Source organism: Rhizobium sophoriradicis, assembly GCF_025200795.1.
Classification (GTDB): Bacteria; Pseudomonadota; Alphaproteobacteria; order Rhizobiales; family Rhizobiaceae; genus Rhizobium; species Rhizobium sophoriradicis.
This window is the reverse complement of record NZ_CP104152.1, coordinates 895,142-915,831: the sequence shown is the minus strand read 5'-3', so window position 1 is coordinate 915,831 and position 20,690 is coordinate 895,142. Positions and strand designations below refer to the sequence as shown.

The window sequence follows — 20,690 nt, the reverse complement described above, 5'->3', positions numbered from 1 at the left end:
TATCCCCTTCCGGCTTCGCGGAAAAACGTCTCATGACGGGTTGGGTTGATAGTTCTGGCAGATGGGAACGGATTATCCAGCGTGACTGGACGATCCCTCCCCGGCTGCTCCGGCGGTGTTGTTTGCGTCGTTCTGGGCAGCCTTGGTGTCGATCTCGGGCTCGACCGACATGCCGGAACGCAGAAGGCCGCTCAGAGCCTCGTCGTCGATGACGATCTTGACGGGTATACGCTGGACGATCTTCGTGAAGTTGCCGGTGGCGTTGTCAGGCGGCAGCAGCGAGAATTCGAGCCCGCTTGCCGGCGAAACACTGTCGACATGGCCCCTGATCGCCTTGCCGGGAAAGCTGTCGATCTTGATCTCGACCAACTGGCCCGGGCGGATGTAGGTCAGCTGGGTTTCCTTGAAATTGGCGACGACATAGACTGCATGCAGCGGCACGACGGCCATCAGTTGTGTGCCCGATGTGACGTACTGGCCGACGCGGATCGAGCGGGCGCCAACTGTGCCGTCGACGGCGGCGACGATATCCGTATAGGAGAGGTTGAGCTCCGCCTGGCGAGCGGCGGCCGCAGCCCGGTCGCGCTGCGCCACCGCCTGTTCCCGCTGGGTCCGAATCACCGGCACCTTGTTCTCTGCCGCGACAAGCGCTGCCCGATCGCGTTCGACGGCGGCGGCGGCCTGGTCGCGGGCCGACTGGCTCTGTTCGGCGCGGGACTGGGTGCCGGCGCCGTTGGTGATGAGGCGGGCGGAGCGGGCCGCATCGGACACGGCAAAATCCAGCGAAGCCTGCGACGCATTGACCGTCGCCCTGGCCTGTTCGATGACCGACTGCTGCAACACGATCTCGGCATCGATATTGGCGATGGCGGCCTCGGCCGCCTTTACCTCGGCTCTCGCCTGCGAAAGCGCTGCCTGGAAATCACGGTCGTCGATGCGGGCAAGCACCTGGCCAGCCTTGACCGCGTCATTGTCGTTGACGAGAACCTGCCTGATATAGCCGGCGACCTTCGGCGCGACGGTGGTGTAGTCGGCCTTCACATAGGCGTCGTCGGTGGATTCGATGAAGCGGCCGACCGTCCAGTAGCGGTAGCCGAAATCGCCCGCGAAAGTGACGCCGGCAAGCAGCGCGGCGGCGATGACGGCGCGCTTGACGATGCCGCGGCCGGTCTTTTTTGGCGCTTCGACAACCGGGGTTTCGGCAGCGGGCATCGCGGGCGCTTCGGCGACGGGCGTCCTGGCGGCCTCCTCGGCCAAAATCCGCTCGGCCTCGCCGGCGCTTTCGAAATCCTGCTTGCGGGGTAGTTCGACCATCGTCTCTTCCTTCGTCTTCTACCCCGTTTCTGCGAGGCCCTGTTCGATGCGAAGGAAAATGCGCCCTGCCATTCACTTTGATAATCTGCTTATATCGGGAAGGATCATCAACTCTCAGCGGATAATCCGGAGACAATATGGATCGACTGACAAGCCTCGCCGTCTTTGGCCGAGTGGTGGAATGCGGCGGCTTTTCCGCCGCCGCGCGCCGGCTCAACATGTCCGTCACCATGGTCGGCAATCATGTGCAATCGCTGGAGGAGCGGCTCGGTGTCAGGCTGCTCAACCGCACGACGCGCAAAGTCAGCCTGACGGAAACCGGCAAATATTATTATGAGCGCTCGTCGCAGATTCTCGCCGAACTCGATGAGGCGGACCGAACGGCCGGCGCGCTGAGCACGACGCCGCGCGGCACGCTGAAGGTCTATACCAGCGGCGCCATCGTGCGTTTCCTGCTGCCTGTGGTCAGCGAGTTTATGGAGCTTTATCCGTCGATCTCGCTCGATTTCAGCGTCGGCGAAGGCATGGTCGACATGATCGAGGATGGCTACGACCTGGTGATGCGCACCCTGCTGCCGCCGGACTCCTCGCTCATCGCGCGCAAGCTGACGCCCTGGCGCCATGTGCTCGTCTGCTCACCGGCCTATGCCGAGAACCACTCGATGCCGAAAAAGCCGGCCGAGGTCGCCGACCACAATTGCCTGCAATATGCCTATTACCCCTATGGCGACGAATGGCGCTTCGAGGATGGCGACGGCAACAAGGAGAGCGTAAAGATCGCCGGCAACGTCGTCTCCAACAGCGCGGAGATGTTGCGTTTCCTGACGCTGAACGGAAAAGGCATCTTCCTGGCGCCGAGCTTCGTGGTGTTCGACGACATCGCCGAAGGGCGGCTGGTGAAGATCATGCCGGACTACCGGCCGGTGGAATTCAACATCAACGCCGTCTACCCCAACCGCAGCCACCTGCCGACCAAGGTGCGGCTGTTCATCGACTTGCTCGCGGAGAGATTTGCCGAGCATCGGAAGTGGATGACGTGAGGGGGAATTCAACATGGCGAAGCTCGGCAGCAATGCCGATCGGACATCAAAATGCCTCGACTTCGCTGGACACCATTCGACGTTAAAAACAACGAGGTTAATGTGTCGGTTGAGTGCGTAGACATTTGGAATGTGCGGCGAATGGTCATCGCCGCTTTTCTTGGCACCGCATGTGCCGCCTACGCTCGCGCCTTGGATTTTTGGCCGCTTGGTTTTGCCAATGGGCTACGAGGACTCTTTGATTTATTGGGCGGTCCGCTGCTCGTTCTTTCGGTCGTGGGTATACTGCTCGTTTGGTTTATCAGCGCCATTGCTGCCCAATATGATCGTCGTCTCCGTGGGATGGCGAGTAGCTTCATCGCCATCATCATTGTTCCGGTTTGGTTTGGGACGATCGTCACCGTGCCACTATTCGATCCTTGGCTATGGTACGCCATTTTCAATAAATCGAGTTTCGAAGCTGCCGCAGCCACGAGTGGTTCTTCACAGAACAGTCCAAAGTTTGCCATCATCGAGGCGCGCGACGTTTCGACGGGAATCGCAGGCGTGAGTGTCGATCATTTCGTCGCTCTCATTTACAGCGAAGGCGATCCACACAAACATGTTTATAGTAACAGCGATGAAGAAAAACTGGCATCCAGTTCGGTGCTGACGCACCTCTACGGCAATTTCTACAGGCGAGATGAGTACTGGTGACGCCCCATCGGTTTGAAGTCGCCTTGATGGCTTCGCAATTGGTTCCAACGGAAACCACCGTGCCAGCCCTGCGCTTGCGCTCCGGGCGTCCGCAGTTGCAATCGATTCACTGGATCGATTGCTTCGGCTTCGCCGAACCGCCGCTTACTCTTCACTCTCGCTGCGGCCGTGGGCCCAGTCCATGTAAAGGTCAAGCGCCTTGCGGGTGACCGGGCCTTCCTGGAGGTTGCGGTCGTCGAGACGGGTGACACCGACGACTTTGGAATAGTTGCCGGTGGTGAAGATTTCGTCGGCGGCGAGGAAATCCTCGACGGAGAGCGTCGTTTCCACGACGTCGAAACCGGCTTTGCGAAGCAGGTCCATGACGCGGGCGCGGGTGATGCCGGCGAGGAAGGTGCGGTTGGCGGCCGGCGTCATCACCATGCCGTCCTTGACCATGAAGACGTTCGAGGAGGCAGTTTCGACGACGTTGCCGTTGAGGTCGCGCACCAGCGCATTGTCGAAACCGCGGCTGCGGGCTTCGGCGATCATGCGGCCGCTGTTGGGATAGAGCGAGCCGGTCTTCGCCTCGGTCATCGCCGTTTCCGGCGACGGGCGGCGATAGGGCGAGACGGTGAGGCTGGTGCCGGCATGGCCGCCCATCGGCGCCTCGAACAGGCAGAGCGCGAAGCGGGTCGATGCCGCGTCGACGGAGACGATGCTGCCGGGCGAACCGTGTTCGCCCCAATACATCGGCTTGATGTAGATCGCCGTCGCGCCGTCGAATTTGCCAACGCCTTCCCAGGCAAGCGCGGCAATCTCCTCGGCCGACTTCACCGGCTGCAGGCCGATAGCAAGCGCCGAGCGGTTAATGCGCTGGCAGTGCAGATCGAGATCCGGGGCGATGCCGTCGAACCAGCGGGCGCCGTCGAAGACCGTGGAGCCCAGCCACATGGCATGTGAGGTCGGCCCGATCAGCGGCGGATTGCCGGGAAGCCATTCCCCGTCGACGTGAGTCCAGGTGGTGGAACGCGGTGATGTATCGACGGCCATTGCTGCTCTCCCTTGCGAATCCGGGAAAGCAAAAGCCCCGGCGGCAAGCCGGGTCAAGGACAAATCCCGGCCGGAAATACGGAAGCAAGAAAATGCCGGGGGATGCGGCGGGGCCGCAATATTCGTGCGCGACAGCTGCGGCGTCGGCGATGAGTGCATCAGCAAAAGTGATGGAATCTCTGTTGGAATGGCTGCCTGCCGCGTGTCATCATGGCCCCCAAAAAGAGGCATGAAGGAGGACGCCGATGAAAGCCATGTATTACGAAGCATTCGAGCAGGCGCCCGAAATCCGCACCCTGCCCGATCCGACGCCGACAGAGGACGGCGTCGTCATCGAAGTCGGCGCCAGCGGCCTCTGCCGCAGCGACTGGCACGGCTGGATAGGGCACGATCCCGATATCCGCCTGCCGCATGTGCCGGGGCACGAGCTTGCCGGAAAAGTCGTCGCCACCGGCCGCGGCGTGATGCGCTTCAAGGTCGGCGACCGGGTGACCGTTCCCTTCGTCTCCGGCTGCGGTCATTGCAGCGAATGCCATTCCGGCAACCAGCAGATCTGCCCGAACCAGTTCCAGCCGGGCTTCACCCATTGGGGCTCGTTTGCCGAATATGTGGCAATCGATTATGCCGACACCAATCTGGTGCACCTGCCCGACACGATCGACGATGCGACGGCGGCGAGCCTCGGCTGCCGCTTTGCCACCTCGTTTCGCGCCGTCGCCGACCATGCGCGCACCGGACCCGGCGAATGGATCGCCGTGCATGGCTGCGGCGGCGTCGGCCTGTCGGCGATCATGATCGCCACCGCGCTCGGCGCCAGTGCGATCGGCATCGACATATCGGAGGAGAAACTCGCCTTCGCCAGAGAGTGCGGGGCGGTGGCGACGGTCAATGCCTCAAGCGTTGCCGACGTGGCCGAGGCGGTGCGCGAGATCACCAAGGGCGGCGCGCATGTCTCGATCGACGCGCTCGGCCATCCCACCACCTGCTTCAACTCGATCAAGAACCTTCGCCGCCGCGGACGTCACGTGCAGGTGGGGCTGATGCTTGCCGAGCACGCGACTCCGCAAATTCCGATGGCCCAAGTGATCAGCAACGAGCTGGAGATCTACGGCAGCCACGGCATGCAGGCCTGGCGCTACGACGCCATGCTGTCGATGCTGGCGGCCGGCAAGATCGCCCCGCAGAAACTGATCGGACGGCGCATCAGCCTCGAGGAGGCCGTACCGGCGCTGATGGTGCTCGACAAGGCGGAGGGGACGGGAATCAGCGTGATCACGCGGTTTTCGTGAGGGAAGTCCGGCCTCTCGCCTGTGGCAGGCCCAGGAAAAAACCTTCGTCCAACGAATCTTGCTTCGGCCGAGGAGCAAGGCCGCCACACGTCTCTTCTCCCCAGCGGGGGTCCGAAGGACGGGTCGAGACGCGTGGCTCGACCCCAGCGGATGCCGGCAGGCGGATGAGGGGGTGAGCGGCAAAGCCGCGAATGCGCTGAGCGCAAGCGAAGGGCAATCATGAATGGTGTGCCGTGCGGCCCCCTCATCCGACCCTTCGGGCCACCTTTACCTGGGTTGAGCCGCGGGTCTCAACCCGTCCTTCGGACCCCCGCTGGGGAGAAGAGGGAGCCAAGCCGTGACGCTGACCACCCCTTCCAGGCTTCCAGCTTCGGCGCGAGAGCACAGGCGCAGCCCTACTCCGCCACTCCAATCGACGCTAGATAGGCAGCAGACGCCGGGATCTTGGACTTGTCCTTGATCTCGATGATCAGGCGCGGATTGCTGTTGATCTCGGCAAGGGCTGCGAAGACGGCGCGCCAATGGATCGAGCCTTCGCCGAGGCTCCAGTGGCGGTCGGCATATCCGTCGGCGTCCTGCAGATGGACATGCTGGAGCCGGTTGCCGGCGGCCTTGACGTAATAATCCACCGGTGGCGCGCCGGTATAACCATGGGCGTAATGGGCGTGGCCGGTGTCGATCGAAACGGCGACGCCGGGCGAATTGAAGCTTTCGGCGAGCGCCACGCGGATATGCGGATCCTTATCCTCGATATTCTCGAGAACCATGGTGCAGCCGATCTCCTCGGCGCGTCGGACGGCGTCGCGCAGCGTCAGATGCACGCGCTCGACCAACGCCTCGCGGGCGCCGGCATTGTTGTCGAGATTGTTGTAGGACCAGGAGGTGTAAGGGCTGTGGATGACCATCTGTGTGGCGCCGATGGCGGCGCAGACCTCGAGGCCTTGCAGCAGGCGCCTGGTGACGATGGCGCGAATGTCAGGATCCCGCGAGGCGATGGTGAAACCCCAGAATGGGCCGTGAATGCCGAGGCGGCCGGTATGCCCGTCGAGAAGCCTCCTGGCGCGCGCGGCAAGCGGCGTCCAGTCGCCGTTCAGGATCTCGGCGTCGACGAAGCTCTGCAATTCAAGATCGCGGGATTTTTCTAAAAGCCAGTCACGGTGAACTTCAAGCTCATCAAGCGTCATGGCGGCGCCGACGACGGGAAGAGAGGACATGGATCAGCTCCATCAAAGTGGGTGCCGGGACGGCGTAGAGAGGCGGCCTCAAGGCGGCCGGAACAGCCGCCGCGTTCTATGCGCCTCTTCTGTGTCGGCGGTATTACAGGCGCCGGCCGGAAATGCGGGCCTCCGCATTTTGTCGCAGCCGGCAGGCCTTGCGAAAATGGCCGACCGTACCGATATCGCCGTCACCGGCGTGCCGACCGGGATCGTCGGCAGCCATGACAACGGGGCTGTTGTCAAAGGCGCCAAGCTTTAACGGCTGCCCCGCAAACAAAAACCAAGAAGAAGAAAGAGACATGATGTCCAACTCATTTGTGACAATGCCTGCCGGCAAGGAGGCAAAACGCTTTTTCGTCCTCGGCGACCGGATCGAACGACAGGTCCGTATCCGCGGAACCTGGCTCAACATCTTCGACGTCACCGTGCCGCCCGGTAGCCGGACGCCTAGACATGCGCATGCAAGCCCTGAGGTGTTCCGCATCCTCGAGGGACGCCTGACGATCTGGCGGGTGACCGACAACGGCCCTGAAGAGATCGAGGCCGGCGCCGGCGACATCGTCACCATCGCGCCCTTCATGGTGCACGGCTATGCCAACCGCGGAAGCGTTCCGGCGGTCTTTTCCGCTGTCGTCGATCGCGACATGGCCGAATTCATCGAAGCGGAAGGCGCAAGCGAGCCACCGCAGACCAGCCCTTCGGCGGAAACCATCGCCCGCATGACGGCGGCCGCCAATGCCTATGGGATTACGATCCTGGCGGCGTGACGAGACCTTCCGGCCTGGATCCCGCTTGCTGTCTCAGGCATTTCCAAAGACGGAGAGAACCGACATCGATCTTAACACGACGATGGAAGACGATGGGCGATGCGTATATATAGCCTCTCGTCGAATGCCTCGCCGCGTCGCCTGATCAATAACGAATAGGGTCCCTGTGTTTCTGGAAATTGGAATTGTGGCGTTTCTCACCATTCTCAATGGTGTGCTCGCCATGTCTGAGCTGGCTGTCGTGTCTTCTCGAACAGCCCGCCTGAAGGTTCTCTCCGACAATGGCAGCAAGGGTGCGGCCCAGGCCATCAAACTTGCCGAACACCCCGGCCGCTTTCTCTCCACGGTTCAGATCGGCATCACCCTGGTCGGCGTTCTCTCGGGCGCCTTCTCAGGGGCCACGCTCGGCGGCCGTTTGTCCGGATGGCTGGAAGCACAGGGCATGTCGTCGGGGGCTGCAGACGCTGTCGGCGTCGGTTCGGTCGTCGTCGCCATCACCTATCTTTCCTTGATCGTCGGCGAACTTGTGCCAAAGCAGATCGCGTTGCGGGAACCCGAAGCCGTCGCTGCGAAGGTCGCGCCCGCCATGGCGCTGCTTTCGAAAATTGCGCTGCCGCTCGTTTGGCTTCTGAACGCCTCCGGCAACCTTGTGCTCAAGCTCTTGGGCCAATCAGGGAAAGGCGGCGACAACGTCTCCGACGAGGAGATCAAAACAGTTCTGGCCGAGGCGCAGTCCGCAGGCGTGATCGAAAGCGAAGAGTCGGCGATGATTTCAGGCGTCATGCGGCTCGCGGATCGCACCGCCCGCGCACTGATGACGCCCCGGCGCGACGTCGAAATCATCGATATCGACGACAGCCTTGACGAAATTCGCGCGCAGCTGCACCGGACGAAACGGTCCCGGTTGCCCGTTCGAAAAGGCAGTTCGGACGAGGTGATCGGCATTCTTCCGGTCAAGGATTTCTACGATTCAATGTCCGAACACGGCAGTGCCGATATCAAGGCCCTGACGCAGGACGTTCCTGTGGTTTCAGACCTTTCAACCGCCATTCATGTGATCGAAGCGATCCGGAAATCGCCGGTCCACATGGTGTTGGTTTTCGACGAGTACGGCCATTTCGAGGGAATTGTTTCGTCAGGCGACATTCTGGAAGCGATCATGGGCGCTCTGCAGGAGGGGCCGGTCGACGAACAGGCCATCGCCCGCCGCGACGACGGCTCCTACCTGGTGTCCGGCTGGACGCCGATCGACGAATTCGCCGAATTCCTGAATCTCAAGCTCGATGACGATCTCGAATATCAAACCGTGGCCGGCCTGGTGCTGGAAGAGCTGAAACACCTGCCGGAACTGGGTGAGAGCTTCACGCGAGACGGATGGCGCTTCGAAGTCATCGATCTCGACGGCAGGCGCGTGGACAAGATACTTGTATCTGCGGAGTGAAAGCCGGCGCCGTTGAGATCGTCGAGCCCGACGGAGCAACTCGACAGGATCGGCATCCGCCACAGGGAATTGTGGCCCGACATCAGGAGGTACCGCCATGGCATGGTCCGCCAGCCAATATGTGAAATTCGAGGACGAACGCACACGCCCGGCACGCGATCTTCTGGCGCAGGTGCCGCTGCAGAGCATCGGCCGCGCCGTCGACCTCGGCTGCGGGCCGGGCAATTCGACCGAACTCATTATTGAGCGTTATGGCGCCGAAGGTGTCGCCGGCCTCGACAGCGACGTCAATATGCTGGAGGCGGCCCGCAAGCGACTTCCCGGCACCGCCTTCGTCGAGGCCGATCTCGGCAGCTGGCAGCCGACAGAGCCGGCCGACCTGCTCTTTGCCAATGCCGTCTTCCAATGGCTGCCCGATCATCTCGACATTTTCGACCGGCTGATGGACGGGCTTTCGCCTGGCGGCGTGCTCGCCGTGCAGATGCCCGACAATCTCGGCGAACCCTCGCATCTGGCAATGGAAGAGAGCGCGCATGCCGGCCCGTGGAAGGCCGCCTTCGAGAAAAAGAGCGTGCGCCGCCAGCCATTGGCTCCGCCCTCCACTTATTACTCCAGGCTGATCGCCAAGGCTTCGCGCGTCGATATCTGGCACACCATCTACAACCACCCGATGGCGGATGCGGCGGCAATCGTCGAATGGGTAAAGGGCACCGGGCTGATGCCCTATCTCGCCCATGCCGGCGAAAAGCACCGCGAGGCTTTTCTGGCGGATTATCTGGAACGGGTGGAAAGGGCCTATCCGAAGCTATCGGACGGGCGGGTGCTGCTGCGGTTCCCGCGAATTTTTATGGTGGCGGTGAAAAAATGATCGGTTGCGGCCGGTATGCTCACCTACCTCCCACACCGGCTAATGGTTTCGCACAAATTGCCCTAGTCCGTTTGACGCGAGCGCTTTAGTTAACAGCGGTCAGCCCTCCAACAACGCATCCAGTTGGGTAATCTCAGCTGCGGTCAGGCTGATACCTTTGGCTTCCGATTGGATGCGCGCGGTGAAGCGGCGCTGCGACGGAAGCCGCGCACCTTGTCCGACGATCGATTCGAAGAGCACTTCGGCGCGCGCGAACGATCGCCGGGGCGGCCTCTGGCGAAGGCTTCGGGTGACATTGCAATGATCAGTTCGCCATGGAACGGCGCCAAGATCGTCGTGCCGAGGTAGTCTAGAACCTCGGGGCTGGTGAGATCGCCGATCATGATGCCGGCGAGCAACTCTATCATGGTGGCGATGGCGGACCCCTTGTGGCCGCCGAAGGGCATCATTGCACCTTCGAGCGCAGCAACCGGGTCAGTGGTTGGGTTGCCGGCAGCGTCAATCGCCCAACCTTCCGGCAGTTGCTTGCCAGCGCGGCGGTGCAGTTCGATCTCGCCGCGCGCGGCCACCGAAGTGGCAAAATCGAACACATAAGGCGGCTGGTCCTTGCGAGGCCAGCCGAAGGCAAACGGATTGGTACCGAGCAGAGGCTTGCTGCCTCCGGATGGGGCAACCGTCGCATAGCTCGGGCACATCACCAATGCTGCGAGACCGTGCGCGGTCAACGCCTCGACCTCTGGCCACAGCGCCGAAAAATGCGAGCAATCGTTGACGATCATGGCGGCGATGCCAAGCCGCGTTGCGCGTTCCGCCAGGGCAGGTACGCCGAGCTCAAACGCCGCATTTGCGAATCCGCCCCGCGCATCGATCCTGACGATCGCGCTGCCGTCATCCGGCGCGAGAACAGGAGCGGCATCGGGCTTCACCTTGCCCGCCTTTACCGTGCGCAGCACACCCTCGATGCGGTAAATGCCGTGCGACTTGCAGGCATCGCGTTCTCCGGCCACGATGACATGGGCCAGAGCCGCCGCCTTGATCTTGTTCAATTCTGCGCGCTCGAAGATGGCAACGACGCGACTTTGCAGGGCTTCCACGCTCATCGTAACGGCTTCAGTCATCCGATTCTCCATCGAAGTTAAGTTCGGTTTTCGCCCGCCCTGCCTCTTTGGGTGCCAGCCACATGCGGCAAAGTCTTCAACGGCTTTGAGGATGTTCATCAAATGATCGCCGCCGCGACGCCCAGTGGTGGCGGAGGCAAACAGCATGACGCCCTGGGGTTCCGTGGCGGCGATGGGTTGCCTCGATCAGGGCTCGCTGGAAGTCATCGCGCCCAGCAGTTTCGGCAGGTCGCCGAAGCGTGCGACGAGACTGAAGACAATCGCTGCCGTCGCCACAAACAGGACCGTCACCGCCGCCATGGTCGGCGTGTAGCCGTAACGCAGCGAATTGAAGATCTTGATCGGCAGCGTTTCCATCGTGAAACCGACCGTCATGTAGGCAACGATGTATTCGTTGAGCGATAGCACAAAGGCAAAAGCGTAGCCTGACACGATGTACGGCGAAATCAGTGGCAGAACGATGGTTCGGAACACAGCGCGATCATCACCGCCCAAGGTCGACGCGGCCTCTACGAGCGAGTGATCGATGGCCGAAAAGCCGAGCGAAATGGTCACCAACGGCAGCGTGACGAAGAAGATGGCGTGGCCGATCACCGCCGTCCACGACTGCCCGTAAAATCCGGTCGTGGCCCAGAAAGTCAGCAGGCCGAGCGCCGTGATAACCGGCGGCAGGGTAAAGGGCGCCACTCCGAGCAACTGGAAGATATTGGCCCAGGGCGCGTAGCGGCGCCATAGGAACCAGGCTAGCGGCAAGGCGATCAGCACTGCCAGCGCCGCCGACGAGAGCGCGAGCACAAGTGACGCGATCAGCGCGTTGCGCCATTCCATGTGGAGAAATATTTCACCGTACCAGCCGAGCGAGAAGCCTTGCGGCGGGAAGGTCAAGCTCTGCTTGGCGTTGACCGACACGCCGGCGACGACGATCAGCGGCAGAGCGAGAAACAGTCCAACGGCCCCGAAAAGAACGTTGCGGAGAATAGTCATTTGATCGCCCCTCCTCGGCGGCCAACGAGCAGGGTCAGCGCTACAAGGGCTAGTGTGACCAATACCAGGAAAACCGCCATGGCAGCCGCGAAGGGCATGTTCGATTGATAGATCGCCTGGTCGGTAATGTGCACGGAAAACGTCCAGTGCTGCGGGCGGCCGAGCAGTTGCGGCAACAGATAGGACCCGAGCGCGAAGATGAAAACCATGATCAGCGTGGCGACGATCGTATCGCGAAGCGCAGGCACGACGACGGTGAAGAATGCCTTGACCGGCGAAGCGCCGAGCGTACGCGCGGCCTCCGAAAGCGTCGGATCAAGCCGCACCAGCGCGGGATAGAGGACTAGGACCGTGTAGGGGAAGGCCTGATAGACCATGCCCGTGACAACGGCCCCGATGCTCGGCGTCAGGGCGACTGCCTGCTGCATGAGGCCGAGCCACACGAACAGGTTGGTGATGCCGGCCGTGCGCGAAAACAGCGTCGACCAGGCGAAACCGATGATTACCTCAGAAAGGGACAGGATCGAAAGGAGTGCGACCAGCCAGACCACCTGGGTGCTCCGCTTCATACGGATCAGCAGATATGTGAAAGGCAGGGCCAGAACGACACACATGACGGCCACCGCAATCGCAAGGATCAGCGAGAAGCTGAGCACTCCGCCAAAGAAGGCAGAGAGGAAGCGGACATAATTATCGAAGACAAAATCAGGCGTGTAGAAGGCGCCCTGCTGGCGCTTGAAGAAGCTGACGGAAATCATGGTGCCGAAAGGCACGACGAAGAAGACGATTAGCATGATCGCCGGGAAGGCTAGCGGGGCATAGTCGCCAAGCGTCTGGGGGGCTTCGCGTCTCATTGCTCGAGCACCACGCAGTCCTTGTCGGTGAGCGCAATGCCGACCTTCTGGCCAACCGCCACGTCAGGGCGCTCGCGCGGCGTCGAGACTGCAATGAACTGCTGACCGCCGACATTGACAAAGGTTTCGACGACGCCGCCGAGATCGCGCACGAAGATGACCTCGCCCATCAGTGCACCGGCCTTCGGCGGGCCCAGGCGCACGTCTTCCGGCCGGATCGAGAGCGTGGCGCGCTCGATCCCTGCCGACAGCGACAAGTCGGCGACCGGCTGCCCCAATATGCTGACCGCGCCGCCCTCCCGCCTGGCCTCGACCAGATTTGTTTGGCCAATGAAATCCGCTACGAAGCTGTCTGCCGGCCTACGATAAATCTCGGTCGGCGACGCCGCCTGGCGTATCTGACCGCCGTTCATGACCACCACCGTATCGGCCATGGTCATCGCCTCGCGCTGGTCGTGCGTGACGGCGATCGTGGTGATGCCGAGCCGCTGATGAAGCTGGCGAAGCTCCACCTGCATGGCTTCCCGCAGCTTGGCATCAAGCGCCGACAGCGGCTCGTCGAGCAAAAAGAGTTTTGGCGAAATCGCCAGTGCCCTAGCGATTGCGACGCGCTGCCTCTGGCCGCCCGAAAGTTTCGACACGGCTCGATCAGCGTAGCCCGGCAAATAAATCATCGCCAGCAGCTCTTCGACGCGCTTTGCCTGCTCGTCCTTCGGCCGGCCGCGAATGCGAAGTGGATAGGCGATATTCTCGCCTACCGTCAGGTGCGGGAACAGCGCCAGCGACTGGAACACCATGCCAAGCTCGCGCTGGTGCGTGGGCGTCCTCGTGATGTCGTTCCCATTGAGCGTGATGCGGCCCGATGTCGGCAGATCTAGACCTGCGATCATGCGCAGCAAGGTTGTCTTGCCGCAGCCGGAGGGGCCGAGCAGACAGACGAATGCGCCGTGCGGCACCGTCAGGTCGACATTGTTGACGGCGCGAAAGGCGCCGAAGTCCTTGACGATATTCTGAAGCGTGAGTCCCGACATATGCCCCTTCCCAACCGAAAGGCAGGCCCCTGAACGGGGCCTGCGAAAGCACGATCAGTGTCAGCTGGCGATCATTTCCGTCCACTTCTCGTTCAGCCAGTCGGCCTTGGAGATGTACATGTCGTAGTGTGGAATGATCGGTTCGATGTCGGAGGAAACCGCCGCAAATTCCTTCTCGTTCAGGTCGGTCGTTTCGCGCTTGACCGTTGGTGACGTGCCTACCTTGCGTGACAGCACGGCCTGGATGGACGGCTGACACATATAGTCGATGAAGATATGCGCCTCTTCCGTCTTCTGCGACGCCTTCGACAGCGCCCACGAGCCCGCGTCCTGGATGCCGCCTTCCTTCGGGAAGGTCGAGCGAACGGGTTGGCCGTCCGCGGCGGCGAGGCCGGTCACGTCGTGATAATACTGTCCCATCGGGATTTCACCCGATTTTAGCGCCTGTTCGAACTGCGCCTCGTCGCGATACCACAGGCGGACATTCGGCTTCAGCTCGGCCAGCTTGGCGAAGACCTTGAGGATGCTCTCCTCAGTGTCGAGCGCCTGGGCGCCGCCGAAATAGGTCTTTGCCGTCACGTCGAGCAGGAAGGAGTTGGAGACGAGCGCCAGCAGACCGAGCTTGTCGGCATTGGCGGGATCCCACAGCGCGGTCCAGCTGGTCGGCGCTTCCTTGTAAACATCGGTGTTGGTGACCAGGGTGATGAACCATGAGACCGCGCCGATGCCGGCGACGCGGCCATCCTGGTATTTGTTGACGAACCGCTCAAGCAGGTTGCTGGAGTTCTTGATCTTGGCGAGGTCGAGCGGAGCCCACAGCTCTGTGGCCTGACCCTTGCGCATCGACACCTGCGACATCATCGAAACGTCAGCCGGCGCCTGGCCTGCCTTGGCTGCCTGCTGCATCTGCACCAGCCAGGCCTCGCCGGTCGGCTCTGCGACGGATTCGACGGCGATGCCGGTCGCCTTGGTGAACTCCGGAAAGATGTTCTTGTCGAACGAGTCCTTGAAGTAGCCGCCATAAACACCGACCTTCAGCGACTTGTCCTGAGCGCGCAGCACATTGGGCATTGCCAACATGGCTACACCCGCACCTATTCCGAGGCCGAGCACGGTGCGGCGGTTCGTTGTCAGTTTCGTCATCGTCTTTCTCCTAACCGATGCGGCACGCCGCTTCCCTCTTTCAATTTATTCGAGGCCTTTGCAGCCTTCTTTTCGTTCCTGGCCTTGAGCTGCGGCCAGGGCCGTCAGGCGGCACGGCGGATTGCCGGGCTGAACGCCATCAGGCTCAATATTTCGAACAGCATCTGCGCGCCAGCATGGGCTGTGTTGGTGGTAGCGTCATACTGGGGCGCGACCTCGACGACATCGCCGCCGACCAAGTTCACGCCCTTGAAGCCGCGGATGAGCTCCAGCGCCTCGCGGGTGGTGAAGCCGCCAATCTCCGGCGTGCCGGTGCCCGGCGCGAAAGACGGATCGAGGCTGTCGATGTCGAAGGAAAGATAGGTTGGCCCGTCACCGATGATGGCCTTCGTCTTTTCGATAATTGCTGGAATGCCCATTGCCGAGATCTCCTCAGCATGGATCACCGTCATGCCCGAGGCATAAGAAAACTCCCAGAGATATTCAGCCGAGCCGCGAATGCCGATCTGAACCACGCGCGTCGGGTCGAGCACACCGTCGAGCACCGCGTTGCGGAACGGCCCGCCGTGGTGGAACTTGGTCAGGTCGTAAGCACCGCCGGTGTCGCAATGGGCGTCGATATGTATCATGCCGACTGGCCGCTCCTTGCCAACGGCCCGCAGAATCGGATGGGTGATCGAGTGGTCACCGCCTACCGAGAGCGGCAGCACACCGGCGTTAACGATCTGCGCGACGCGTGTTTCGATATCCTCATGCGACAATTCCAGCCGGTAGCGGCTCTGAAACGCCACATCGCCAATGTCTGCCACGCGCAGTTCCTGAACCGGCGCGCAGCCGAGCACGTGATTGTAAGGCCCGATGCGCTCAATGGCGCGTAGCGCGCGCGGCCCGAAGCGTGAGCCTGGGCGGTTCGTCACCCCCAGATCCATCGGCACGCCGAGGATCGCGACCTGCAGATCACCGAAATCCGGGTCCTCGTTGTCGACCTGCATCAGCGGGGCGGAGAGGAATGTCGGGATTCCCGAATAGGGCGCGAGCCTGGTGCCGCTCTTGTTAAAGATCTTCTCCGCGACCTTGCGGAACTCAGGATGGTGCAACTCACCGCCGTGGCTGTCGCCATATCTGGCTCGGAGTTCGGAAAGCTTGGTTTCATTCCAGGACATGACGGCCTTCTTGAGGGTGACGATGTTGCGATCAGGATGGCAAATCGGTCCTCGGCTGCAGCTTTGCCGCAGAGGCCGATGGCTTCTTTTAGTGATTGAACGGCAAGCTCGCTGGAAAATCAATTGATATTAATATACAGCTTCGTGCGAGTTTTTCTCACAGGTCATTGCTTATGTCCAGCCGTCTGCCGCCCCTCAACCCGCTACGCGCGTTTGAGGCAACCGCCCGCCATGGATCGGTTTCCGCGGCGGGCCGCGAGTTGAATGTCACCCACGGCGCGATCAGCCATCAGATACGCACATTAGAGGAATCGCTAGGCGTGCGCCTGTTCGAACGCGGCGGCAAATGGCTGAAGCTTACAAGCCAGGGCGCGTTGCTGATGCCGGTCGTTTCCAACGCATTTTCGGACATCGCAGCAGCGAAAGCCGCGATGACCCGGCCCTCGACCGGCGGCACGCTGCGCGTGACCTGTGTTGCGGCAGTACTGTCGCTGTGGCTTATCCCGCGGCTTCAGGAATTCACCGATCAATATCCCGACATCCAGCTCGACCTGCGCGCCTCGAACGAACCGAACAATCTGAACTCCCCGAATGTCGACCTGTGCATTCTCTACGGCAGCGGCAACTGGCCCAATTATTGGTCGCGCCTGTGGAGCCGGATGGAGCTCTTCCCTGTCGTCAGCCCGGCGCTCATGAACAGGCGTCCCCTGCGCTCCCCGCGCGACCTGCGTGACCATATGCTGCTGCACGCCGATCGCGGCAGTGAGTGGAACACCTGGCTGACCGCCGCCGGCATTGCGCTGCCGGCGCGCCAGCACATGATGAGCGACGCGCGCCTATCGATCGAGGCGGCCATGCACGGCCACGGCGTTGCGCTCGGCGACAATATCACCACCGCGCACATGATCGCGCGGGGCGAGCTGATCGCGCCATTCGACCTTACGGTCCCGGCCAACGACGCGGTCTATGTGGCCTGCCGAACCGAGGCTCATGCGACGCCAATCGTGCGTGTCTTCATCGACTGGTTCTATGCTTCGCTCGTCCATAACTGAGCACTGATTGCTTGATCGAGAGCCATCCATGACATTGCCTCTTGCAGCCACCGGGGGTCTCGGCACCCCTGCTGCCCCGAAATGTCAAATGCCTGTTACCCCTCGCCGCCTATGTTGCGACGGAACCGGCAGGCTTTATAGTCGGACACAAAATCTCGGAGATGATACATGCACGCTGCCCCTACCCCGCCGGTCACCCTCGTCATCTTCGGCGCCACCGGCGATCTGACGCGCCGGCTGCTGGTGCCGGCGATCATCAACCTGACGCGCGCGCGCCTCGTCGGCGAGGATCTCCATATTCTCGGCATCGGCATCGAGCCGGGCGACGACGAATTCCTGCGCGGCCGGCTCGACGCCTTCCTCAACCACCTCAACGGCGAAGAGCAGACGGTCAAGGACGAAGCCTGGGAGAGCCTGCGCCGGCGCATAAGCTACACATCGGGTGATTTCACCAAGGACGATATTTTCCTCGAGATCGGCAGGCGGCTGGGGCCGGATGCCAATGCCGCCTTCTATCTCGCGGTGCCGCCGTCCTTCTTCGGCTCGATCGTCGAGAAGCTCGCCGCCCATGGCCTGACCGACGAGAAGGACGGCACCTTCCGCCGTGTCGCCATCGAGAAGCCGTTCGGCACCGATCTCGCCTCGGCACGGGCGCTCAACGCCCAGATCCTCGCCCAGATCGGCGAAAACCAGATCTACCGGCTCGACCATTTCCTCGGCAAGGAGACGGTGCAGAACCTGATGACGGCGCGTTTCGCCAATATGATCATCGAGTCTTTGTGGAACAGCCGCTATATCGACCATGTGCAGATCACCGCCGCCGAAATCGTCGATGTCGGCAGCCGCGGCAAATTCTACGATGCCACAGGCGCGTTGCGCGACATGGTGCCGAACCATCTTTTCCAGCTGCTGGCGATGATCGCCATGGAGCCGCCGAACAGCTTCGATGCCGAAGCGATCCGCAACGAGAAGAGCAAGGTGCTGAAGGCGCTGCGCATCTATACGCCCGAGGAAGCAAAAACGCATGGCGTGCGCGGCGCCTATACGGCCGGGCCGCTGAACGGCGTCGAGCTTCCGGCCTATCGCGACACCAAAGACGTTTCACCCGACAGCCGGACCGAGACCTATGTGGCGCTGAAGCTCTATGCCGATACCTGGCGCTGGGCGGGCGTGCCCTTCTATTTGAGAACCGGCAAGGCGCTGACGGCGCGCGACACCGAGATCGTCATCACCTTCCAGCCTGTGCCTTTCGCGCAGTTTCGCGAGACCGAAGTCAATCGCCGCCTGCCGCCGAACCGGCTGGTGATCCAGGTACAGCCCGACGAGGGCATGAGCATGGAAATCTCGATCAAGTCGCCGGGGCTTTCGGTCGATACCACGCCAGTCTCGCTCGACTTCCGCTACGCCGACAAGTTCGACATCGGCAAGACCACAGGCTATGAATCGCTGCTCTACGATCTCTTCATCGGCGACCAGACACTGTTCCAGCGCGCCGACGGCATCGAGGCCGGCTGGGCGGCGGTACAGCCCTTCCTCGACATCTGGAGCAAGGACCCGAGCACGCCCGAGGCTTACGCGCCGGGCAGCATGGGGCCGGCCTGCGGCGACGAACTCATCGAGCGCGACGGGCGAAAATGGCATGAACTCGGCGTCATCCTGCACAGAGAGGCGAAGAACGGCAAATAGCGCCCTTCCCTATTATCGATCTTCACGGCATGCGGGGCTGACGGAGGCACCGCTATTTCCGCCTTCAGTGGCCAGCGCGCCGCGGGCCTTGCGCGGCGGGCAGCGCGCCCAGTCGACGCGGCCGCTCGGGGCGCCTTCGTCGATGCTGCCGGTTTCGATCGAATCGAGCGGGATGACCAGCCCGTTCTGCGTCTCGGCACCGGGCGAGGTGCCGAGCGGCGGCGTGCCGTCGATCCGGCCGCTGGCATCCATGCCCATATTCGTCTGGGCGAGGACCGGGGCGGAGAGGCTGAGGAGAGCGATCGACGTTGCTGCAATAAACCTGCGCATGATGCTATTCCTTCTGGTGTCGGCGATGCGACAGAAACAGCGATTCTGCGTTCGTTGTTCCCTATGGGACGAGCACGAGCGATCAAAGTTTGGCGAGCAGAATATCGGCCGCGTACAGGCGTCTTCTCCGGCTCAATCGCGCCAGTTTGACAGCACTTTCTCCAGCCCTGTCGGATAGAGATCGATGCCGGCATCGCGCACCATGTTGCGGCCGAACCAGCGCGCCGTCGCCGCCGTCTCGTCGAGCTCGGAATAGCGGATTTCCTCACTGCGGCCGCCGTCATCCTCCACTTCCGCGGCGAGCAGCCGGTCTTGCCTCCATGCAAGGCCGATCACCTTCACCCTGATCTGCTGCGGTGGGCGCCAGACAGTCATGCGGCTATCCTTCTTTTCGACGGAAATCCCTACTTAACCGACAAAGGTTGCAAGGCAAGGGCGACCGGGAATTATCACGCGCGTATTCTTAGGCTAAGATTGATATCTATTGCCACAACGGAACGACTACCCCATACTGATGATAACGAAAGGAAAGCCATGCCCAACGTTGCGCTCGGAAGCCACTACGAGGAGTTTGTCAGGAAGCAGCTGGAATCCGGCCGCTACAACAACGCCAGCGAGGTCGTCCGTGCAGGCCTACGGCTGTTGGAGGATCATGAGGCGGCCCGCGAGCGCTGGCTCAATGAGGAGATCCCGGCGCGCTACGACGAGCTGATGAACAAGCCGAGCCTTGGCATCCCGGCCGAGACGGTGCGCTCTCGCTTTGAAACCAAACGTCGGAATGATGCGGCGAAAGCCAAGTAGGGATGCCCTATCGCATTGTTTACCATCCCAAGGCAGAAGCAGAACTAGACAAGCTCTATGCCAATATCGCCGTTGAGGCCGGAACTTCTATCGCTGGCGACTTCGTTGACGCGGTGATCACCTTCATCGAAGCTCTGGCGACGTTTCCGGAACGGGGCACGGTGCGGGAAGGCCGGATCCCCGGCTTGCGGATTATCGGCTATCGGCGCAGTGTCAGTGTAGCGTTCTCGGTTAGTGGCGATAACGTCATCATACTGGGTGTGTTTGCGCGGGGACGTAATATTACCGACGAGATTCTGGAAGAGCGACAACGGTGAACCTCCGCGGCAAGGCCGCGAAGGCTTATTTTGGCGGTTGTCGCTCAGACGAACTGGCTGAGCCCCGGAACCGAAGCGACGACTTCGTCGACGACCTCTTCGCCGGCATATTGCTTGGCAATGGCAATGGTTTCCTTGGCAAGCGAGGTGATCTCGCCCATGCCGAGGCCTTCGCCCATCAGCTGCTGGCCGAGGCCCATGATGCCGCCGCCGCCGAGCGAGCTCATCAGCCCGCCGAGCAGGCCGCCGCCGCCGGCACCGGCGCCGTTGAACTGGGCGACGAGATCGGCGCCGCCGGGGATCGCTTCGATCATCCGCGCGACCGGGCCGTCGGCCGCCTCGCGCTGCAGGAAGCCGAGCATCATGCCGAGCGCCTTTTCGGCCAGGTCCGGCGCAATACCCACGCGATCGGCGATCTGGGTCACAATTTCATTCATGCTAGCCTCCTGTTTTTTGACGTTAACGTCAACGTTATTCGAAGTTCGAGCGCAACTCAAGCTGCGCTTTCAGCGGCGGTTCTGCTTTCCCCGCAAACAGTTGTCCGCAT

At 61.8% G+C, this 20,690-nt stretch carries 21 protein-coding genes and 1 pseudogene; 10 read left to right on the top strand and 12 right to left on the bottom strand.

The features are described from left to right. Positions 1–72: 72 nt before the first annotated feature. A complete protein-coding gene (locus N2597_RS04510) occupies positions 73–1,314 on the bottom strand; it encodes an HlyD family secretion protein (protein WP_077994777.1) in 1,242 nt (413 codons plus the stop codon). 137 nt (positions 1,315–1,451) lie between these two features. On the opposite strand from N2597_RS04510, the gene N2597_RS04505 reads away from it, so the two are divergent. Both N2597_RS04505 and N2597_RS04500 read left to right on the top strand, forming a co-directional pair. Next, positions 1,452–2,354, top strand: coding sequence for a LysR family transcriptional regulator (locus N2597_RS04505; RefSeq protein ID WP_077994776.1), 903 nt, complete (start codon positions 1,452–1,454; stop codon positions 2,352–2,354). A gap of 141 nt (positions 2,355–2,495) precedes the next feature. Further along, the gene (locus N2597_RS04500) at positions 2,496–3,050 is read left to right on the top strand and encodes a hypothetical protein (RefSeq protein ID WP_077994855.1); all 555 of its coding nucleotides are present in this window, start codon (positions 2,496–2,498) and stop codon (positions 3,048–3,050) included. A gap of 144 nt (positions 3,051–3,194) precedes the next feature. Here the strand turns inward: N2597_RS04500 and N2597_RS04495 are convergent, their stop codons facing one another. Further along, the gene (locus N2597_RS04495) at positions 3,195–4,082 is read right to left on the bottom strand and encodes a branched-chain amino acid aminotransferase (protein WP_009996168.1); all 888 of its coding nucleotides are present in this window, start codon (positions 4,080–4,082) and stop codon (positions 3,195–3,197) included. A 245-nt stretch (positions 4,083–4,327) separates the two neighbouring features. On the opposite strand from N2597_RS04495, the gene N2597_RS04490 reads away from it, so the two are divergent. After that, the gene (locus N2597_RS04490; RefSeq protein WP_183599812.1) at positions 4,328–5,371 is read left to right on the top strand and encodes a zinc-dependent alcohol dehydrogenase family protein; all 1,044 of its coding nucleotides are present in this window, start codon (positions 4,328–4,330) and stop codon (positions 5,369–5,371) included. A 395-nt stretch (positions 5,372–5,766) separates the two neighbouring features. On the opposite strand, the gene N2597_RS04485 is transcribed toward N2597_RS04490, so the two are convergent. Continuing rightward, positions 5,767–6,585 (bottom strand): sugar phosphate isomerase/epimerase family protein, encoded by an 819-nt coding sequence (locus tag N2597_RS04485; protein WP_183599810.1) that lies wholly within the window; start codon positions 6,583–6,585, stop codon positions 5,767–5,769. A gap of 302 nt (positions 6,586–6,887) precedes the next feature. On the opposite strand from N2597_RS04485, the gene N2597_RS04480 reads away from it, so the two are divergent. From N2597_RS04480 to tam, 3 genes are all read left to right on the top strand, one after another. Then, a complete protein-coding gene (locus tag N2597_RS04480) occupies positions 6,888–7,355 on the top strand; it encodes a cupin domain-containing protein (RefSeq protein ID WP_106795380.1) in 468 nt (155 codons plus the stop codon). A gap of 166 nt (positions 7,356–7,521) precedes the next feature. Then, positions 7,522–8,796: a hemolysin family protein gene (locus N2597_RS04475; RefSeq protein ID WP_106795381.1), complete on the top strand. Its 1,275-nt coding sequence runs from the start codon at positions 7,522–7,524 to the stop codon at positions 8,794–8,796. A gap of 97 nt (positions 8,797–8,893) precedes the next feature. After that, a complete protein-coding gene (tam, locus tag N2597_RS04470; RefSeq protein WP_183599806.1) occupies positions 8,894–9,664 on the top strand; it encodes a trans-aconitate 2-methyltransferase in 771 nt (256 codons plus the stop codon). 99 nt (positions 9,665–9,763) lie between these two features. Here tam and N2597_RS04465 read toward each other — a convergent pair. The 6 genes and pseudogenes from N2597_RS04465 to speB form a co-directional block, all read right to left on the bottom strand. Next, positions 9,764–10,782, bottom strand: a pseudogene (locus N2597_RS04465) (Ldh family oxidoreductase). 186 nt (positions 10,783–10,968) lie between these two features. Next, on the bottom strand, positions 10,969–11,766 hold the full coding sequence (locus tag N2597_RS04460) for an ABC transporter permease (RefSeq protein ID WP_077994772.1): 798 nt from the start codon (positions 11,764–11,766) through the stop codon (positions 10,969–10,971). Continuing rightward, entirely contained in the window at positions 11,763–12,620 is an 858-nt protein-coding gene (locus N2597_RS04455; RefSeq protein WP_064706566.1) for an ABC transporter permease, read from the bottom strand. Before N2597_RS04455 ends, N2597_RS04460 begins: the two co-directional genes overlap by 4 nt. After that, on the bottom strand, positions 12,617–13,651 hold the full coding sequence (locus N2597_RS04450) for an ABC transporter ATP-binding protein (RefSeq protein WP_077994770.1): 1,035 nt from the start codon (positions 13,649–13,651) through the stop codon (positions 12,617–12,619). Before N2597_RS04450 ends, N2597_RS04455 begins: the two co-directional genes overlap by 4 nt. Positions 13,652–13,711: 60 nt before the next feature. Continuing rightward, the gene (locus N2597_RS04445; protein WP_077994769.1) at positions 13,712–14,794 is read right to left on the bottom strand and encodes an ABC transporter substrate-binding protein; all 1,083 of its coding nucleotides are present in this window, start codon (positions 14,792–14,794) and stop codon (positions 13,712–13,714) included. 104 nt (positions 14,795–14,898) lie between these two features. Beyond that, positions 14,899–15,957 (bottom strand): agmatinase, encoded by a 1,059-nt coding sequence (gene speB / locus N2597_RS04440; protein WP_077994768.1) that lies wholly within the window; start codon positions 15,955–15,957, stop codon positions 14,899–14,901. Positions 15,958–16,130: 173 nt separating this feature from the next. Between speB and N2597_RS04435 the strand changes: the two genes are divergently transcribed. Both N2597_RS04435 and zwf read left to right on the top strand, forming a co-directional pair. After that, positions 16,131–17,009 (top strand): LysR substrate-binding domain-containing protein, encoded by an 879-nt coding sequence (locus tag N2597_RS04435; RefSeq protein ID WP_183599846.1) that lies wholly within the window; start codon positions 16,131–16,133, stop codon positions 17,007–17,009. Between the two features lie 168 nt (positions 17,010–17,177). Continuing rightward, entirely contained in the window at positions 17,178–18,695 is a 1,518-nt protein-coding gene (gene zwf, locus N2597_RS04430; protein WP_183599804.1) for a glucose-6-phosphate dehydrogenase, read from the top strand. A gap of 12 nt (positions 18,696–18,707) precedes the next feature. Here the strand turns inward: zwf and N2597_RS04425 are convergent, their stop codons facing one another. Both N2597_RS04425 and N2597_RS04420 read right to left on the bottom strand, forming a co-directional pair. After that, positions 18,708–19,025, bottom strand: a complete 318-nt coding sequence (locus N2597_RS04425; RefSeq protein ID WP_096770883.1) for a hypothetical protein — start codon at positions 19,023–19,025, stop codon at positions 18,708–18,710. A gap of 132 nt (positions 19,026–19,157) precedes the next feature. Next, a complete protein-coding gene (locus N2597_RS04420; RefSeq protein ID WP_096765024.1) occupies positions 19,158–19,400 on the bottom strand; it encodes a hypothetical protein in 243 nt (80 codons plus the stop codon). A 159-nt stretch (positions 19,401–19,559) separates the two neighbouring features. Here N2597_RS04420 and N2597_RS04415 point away from each other — a divergent pair, with 159 nt between their 5' ends. Then, entirely contained in the window at positions 19,560–19,826 is a 267-nt protein-coding gene (locus N2597_RS04415) for a type II toxin-antitoxin system ParD family antitoxin (protein ID WP_009993190.1), read from the top strand. Positions 19,827–19,828: 2 nt separating this feature from the next. Further along, a complete protein-coding gene (locus N2597_RS04410) occupies positions 19,829–20,143 on the top strand; it encodes a type II toxin-antitoxin system RelE/ParE family toxin (RefSeq protein WP_009993189.1) in 315 nt (104 codons plus the stop codon). Between the two features lie 44 nt (positions 20,144–20,187). Here the strand turns inward: N2597_RS04410 and N2597_RS04405 are convergent, their stop codons facing one another. Then, positions 20,188–20,580: a hypothetical protein gene (locus N2597_RS04405; RefSeq protein ID WP_004679798.1), complete on the bottom strand. Its 393-nt coding sequence runs from the start codon at positions 20,578–20,580 to the stop codon at positions 20,188–20,190. Between the last annotated feature and the right edge of the window lie 110 nt (positions 20,581–20,690).

Bases quoted from the DNA above. Each gene is read 5' to 3' on its own strand.
- N2597_RS04510 (WP_077994777.1), bottom strand. From the start codon at position 1,314: ATGGTCGAACTACCCCGCAAGCAGGATTTCGAAAGCGCCGGCGAGGCC.
- N2597_RS04460 (WP_077994772.1), bottom strand. From the start codon at position 11,766: ATGACTATTCTCCGCAACGTTCTTTTCGGGGCCGTTGGACTGTTTCTC.
- N2597_RS04480 (WP_106795380.1), top strand. From the start codon at position 6,888: ATGATGTCCAACTCATTTGTGACAATGCCTGCCGGCAAGGAGGCAAAA.
- N2597_RS04405 (WP_004679798.1), bottom strand. From the start codon at position 20,580: ATGAATGAAATTGTGACCCAGATCGCCGATCGCGTGGGTATTGCGCCG.
- N2597_RS04485 (WP_183599810.1), bottom strand. From the start codon at position 6,585: ATGTCCTCTCTTCCCGTCGTCGGCGCCGCCATGACGCTTGATGAGCTT.
- N2597_RS04415 (WP_009993190.1), top strand. From the start codon at position 19,560: ATGCCCAACGTTGCGCTCGGAAGCCACTACGAGGAGTTTGTCAGGAAG.
- N2597_RS04450 (WP_077994770.1), bottom strand. From the start codon at position 13,651: ATGTCGGGACTCACGCTTCAGAATATCGTCAAGGACTTCGGCGCCTTT.
- zwf (WP_183599804.1), top strand. From the start codon at position 17,178: ATGCACGCTGCCCCTACCCCGCCGGTCACCCTCGTCATCTTCGGCGCC.
- N2597_RS04490 (WP_183599812.1), top strand. From the start codon at position 4,328: ATGAAAGCCATGTATTACGAAGCATTCGAGCAGGCGCCCGAAATCCGC.
- speB (WP_077994768.1), bottom strand. From the start codon at position 15,957: ATGTCCTGGAATGAAACCAAGCTTTCCGAACTCCGAGCCAGATATGGC.
- N2597_RS04445 (WP_077994769.1), bottom strand. From the start codon at position 14,794: ATGACGAAACTGACAACGAACCGCCGCACCGTGCTCGGCCTCGGAATA.
- N2597_RS04410 (WP_009993189.1), top strand. From the start codon at position 19,829: ATGCCCTATCGCATTGTTTACCATCCCAAGGCAGAAGCAGAACTAGAC.
- N2597_RS04495 (WP_009996168.1), bottom strand. From the start codon at position 4,082: ATGGCCGTCGATACATCACCGCGTTCCACCACCTGGACTCACGTCGAC.
- N2597_RS04420 (WP_096765024.1), bottom strand. From the start codon at position 19,400: ATGACTGTCTGGCGCCCACCGCAGCAGATCAGGGTGAAGGTGATCGGC.
- N2597_RS04500 (WP_077994855.1), top strand. From the start codon at position 2,496: ATGGTCATCGCCGCTTTTCTTGGCACCGCATGTGCCGCCTACGCTCGC.
- N2597_RS04435 (WP_183599846.1), top strand. From the start codon at position 16,131: ATGTCCAGCCGTCTGCCGCCCCTCAACCCGCTACGCGCGTTTGAGGCA.
- N2597_RS04425 (WP_096770883.1), bottom strand. From the start codon at position 19,025: ATGCGCAGGTTTATTGCAGCAACGTCGATCGCTCTCCTCAGCCTCTCC.
- N2597_RS04505 (WP_077994776.1), top strand. From the start codon at position 1,452: ATGGATCGACTGACAAGCCTCGCCGTCTTTGGCCGAGTGGTGGAATGC.
- tam (WP_183599806.1), top strand. From the start codon at position 8,894: ATGGCATGGTCCGCCAGCCAATATGTGAAATTCGAGGACGAACGCACA.
- N2597_RS04455 (WP_064706566.1), bottom strand. From the start codon at position 12,620: ATGAGACGCGAAGCCCCCCAGACGCTTGGCGACTATGCCCCGCTAGCC.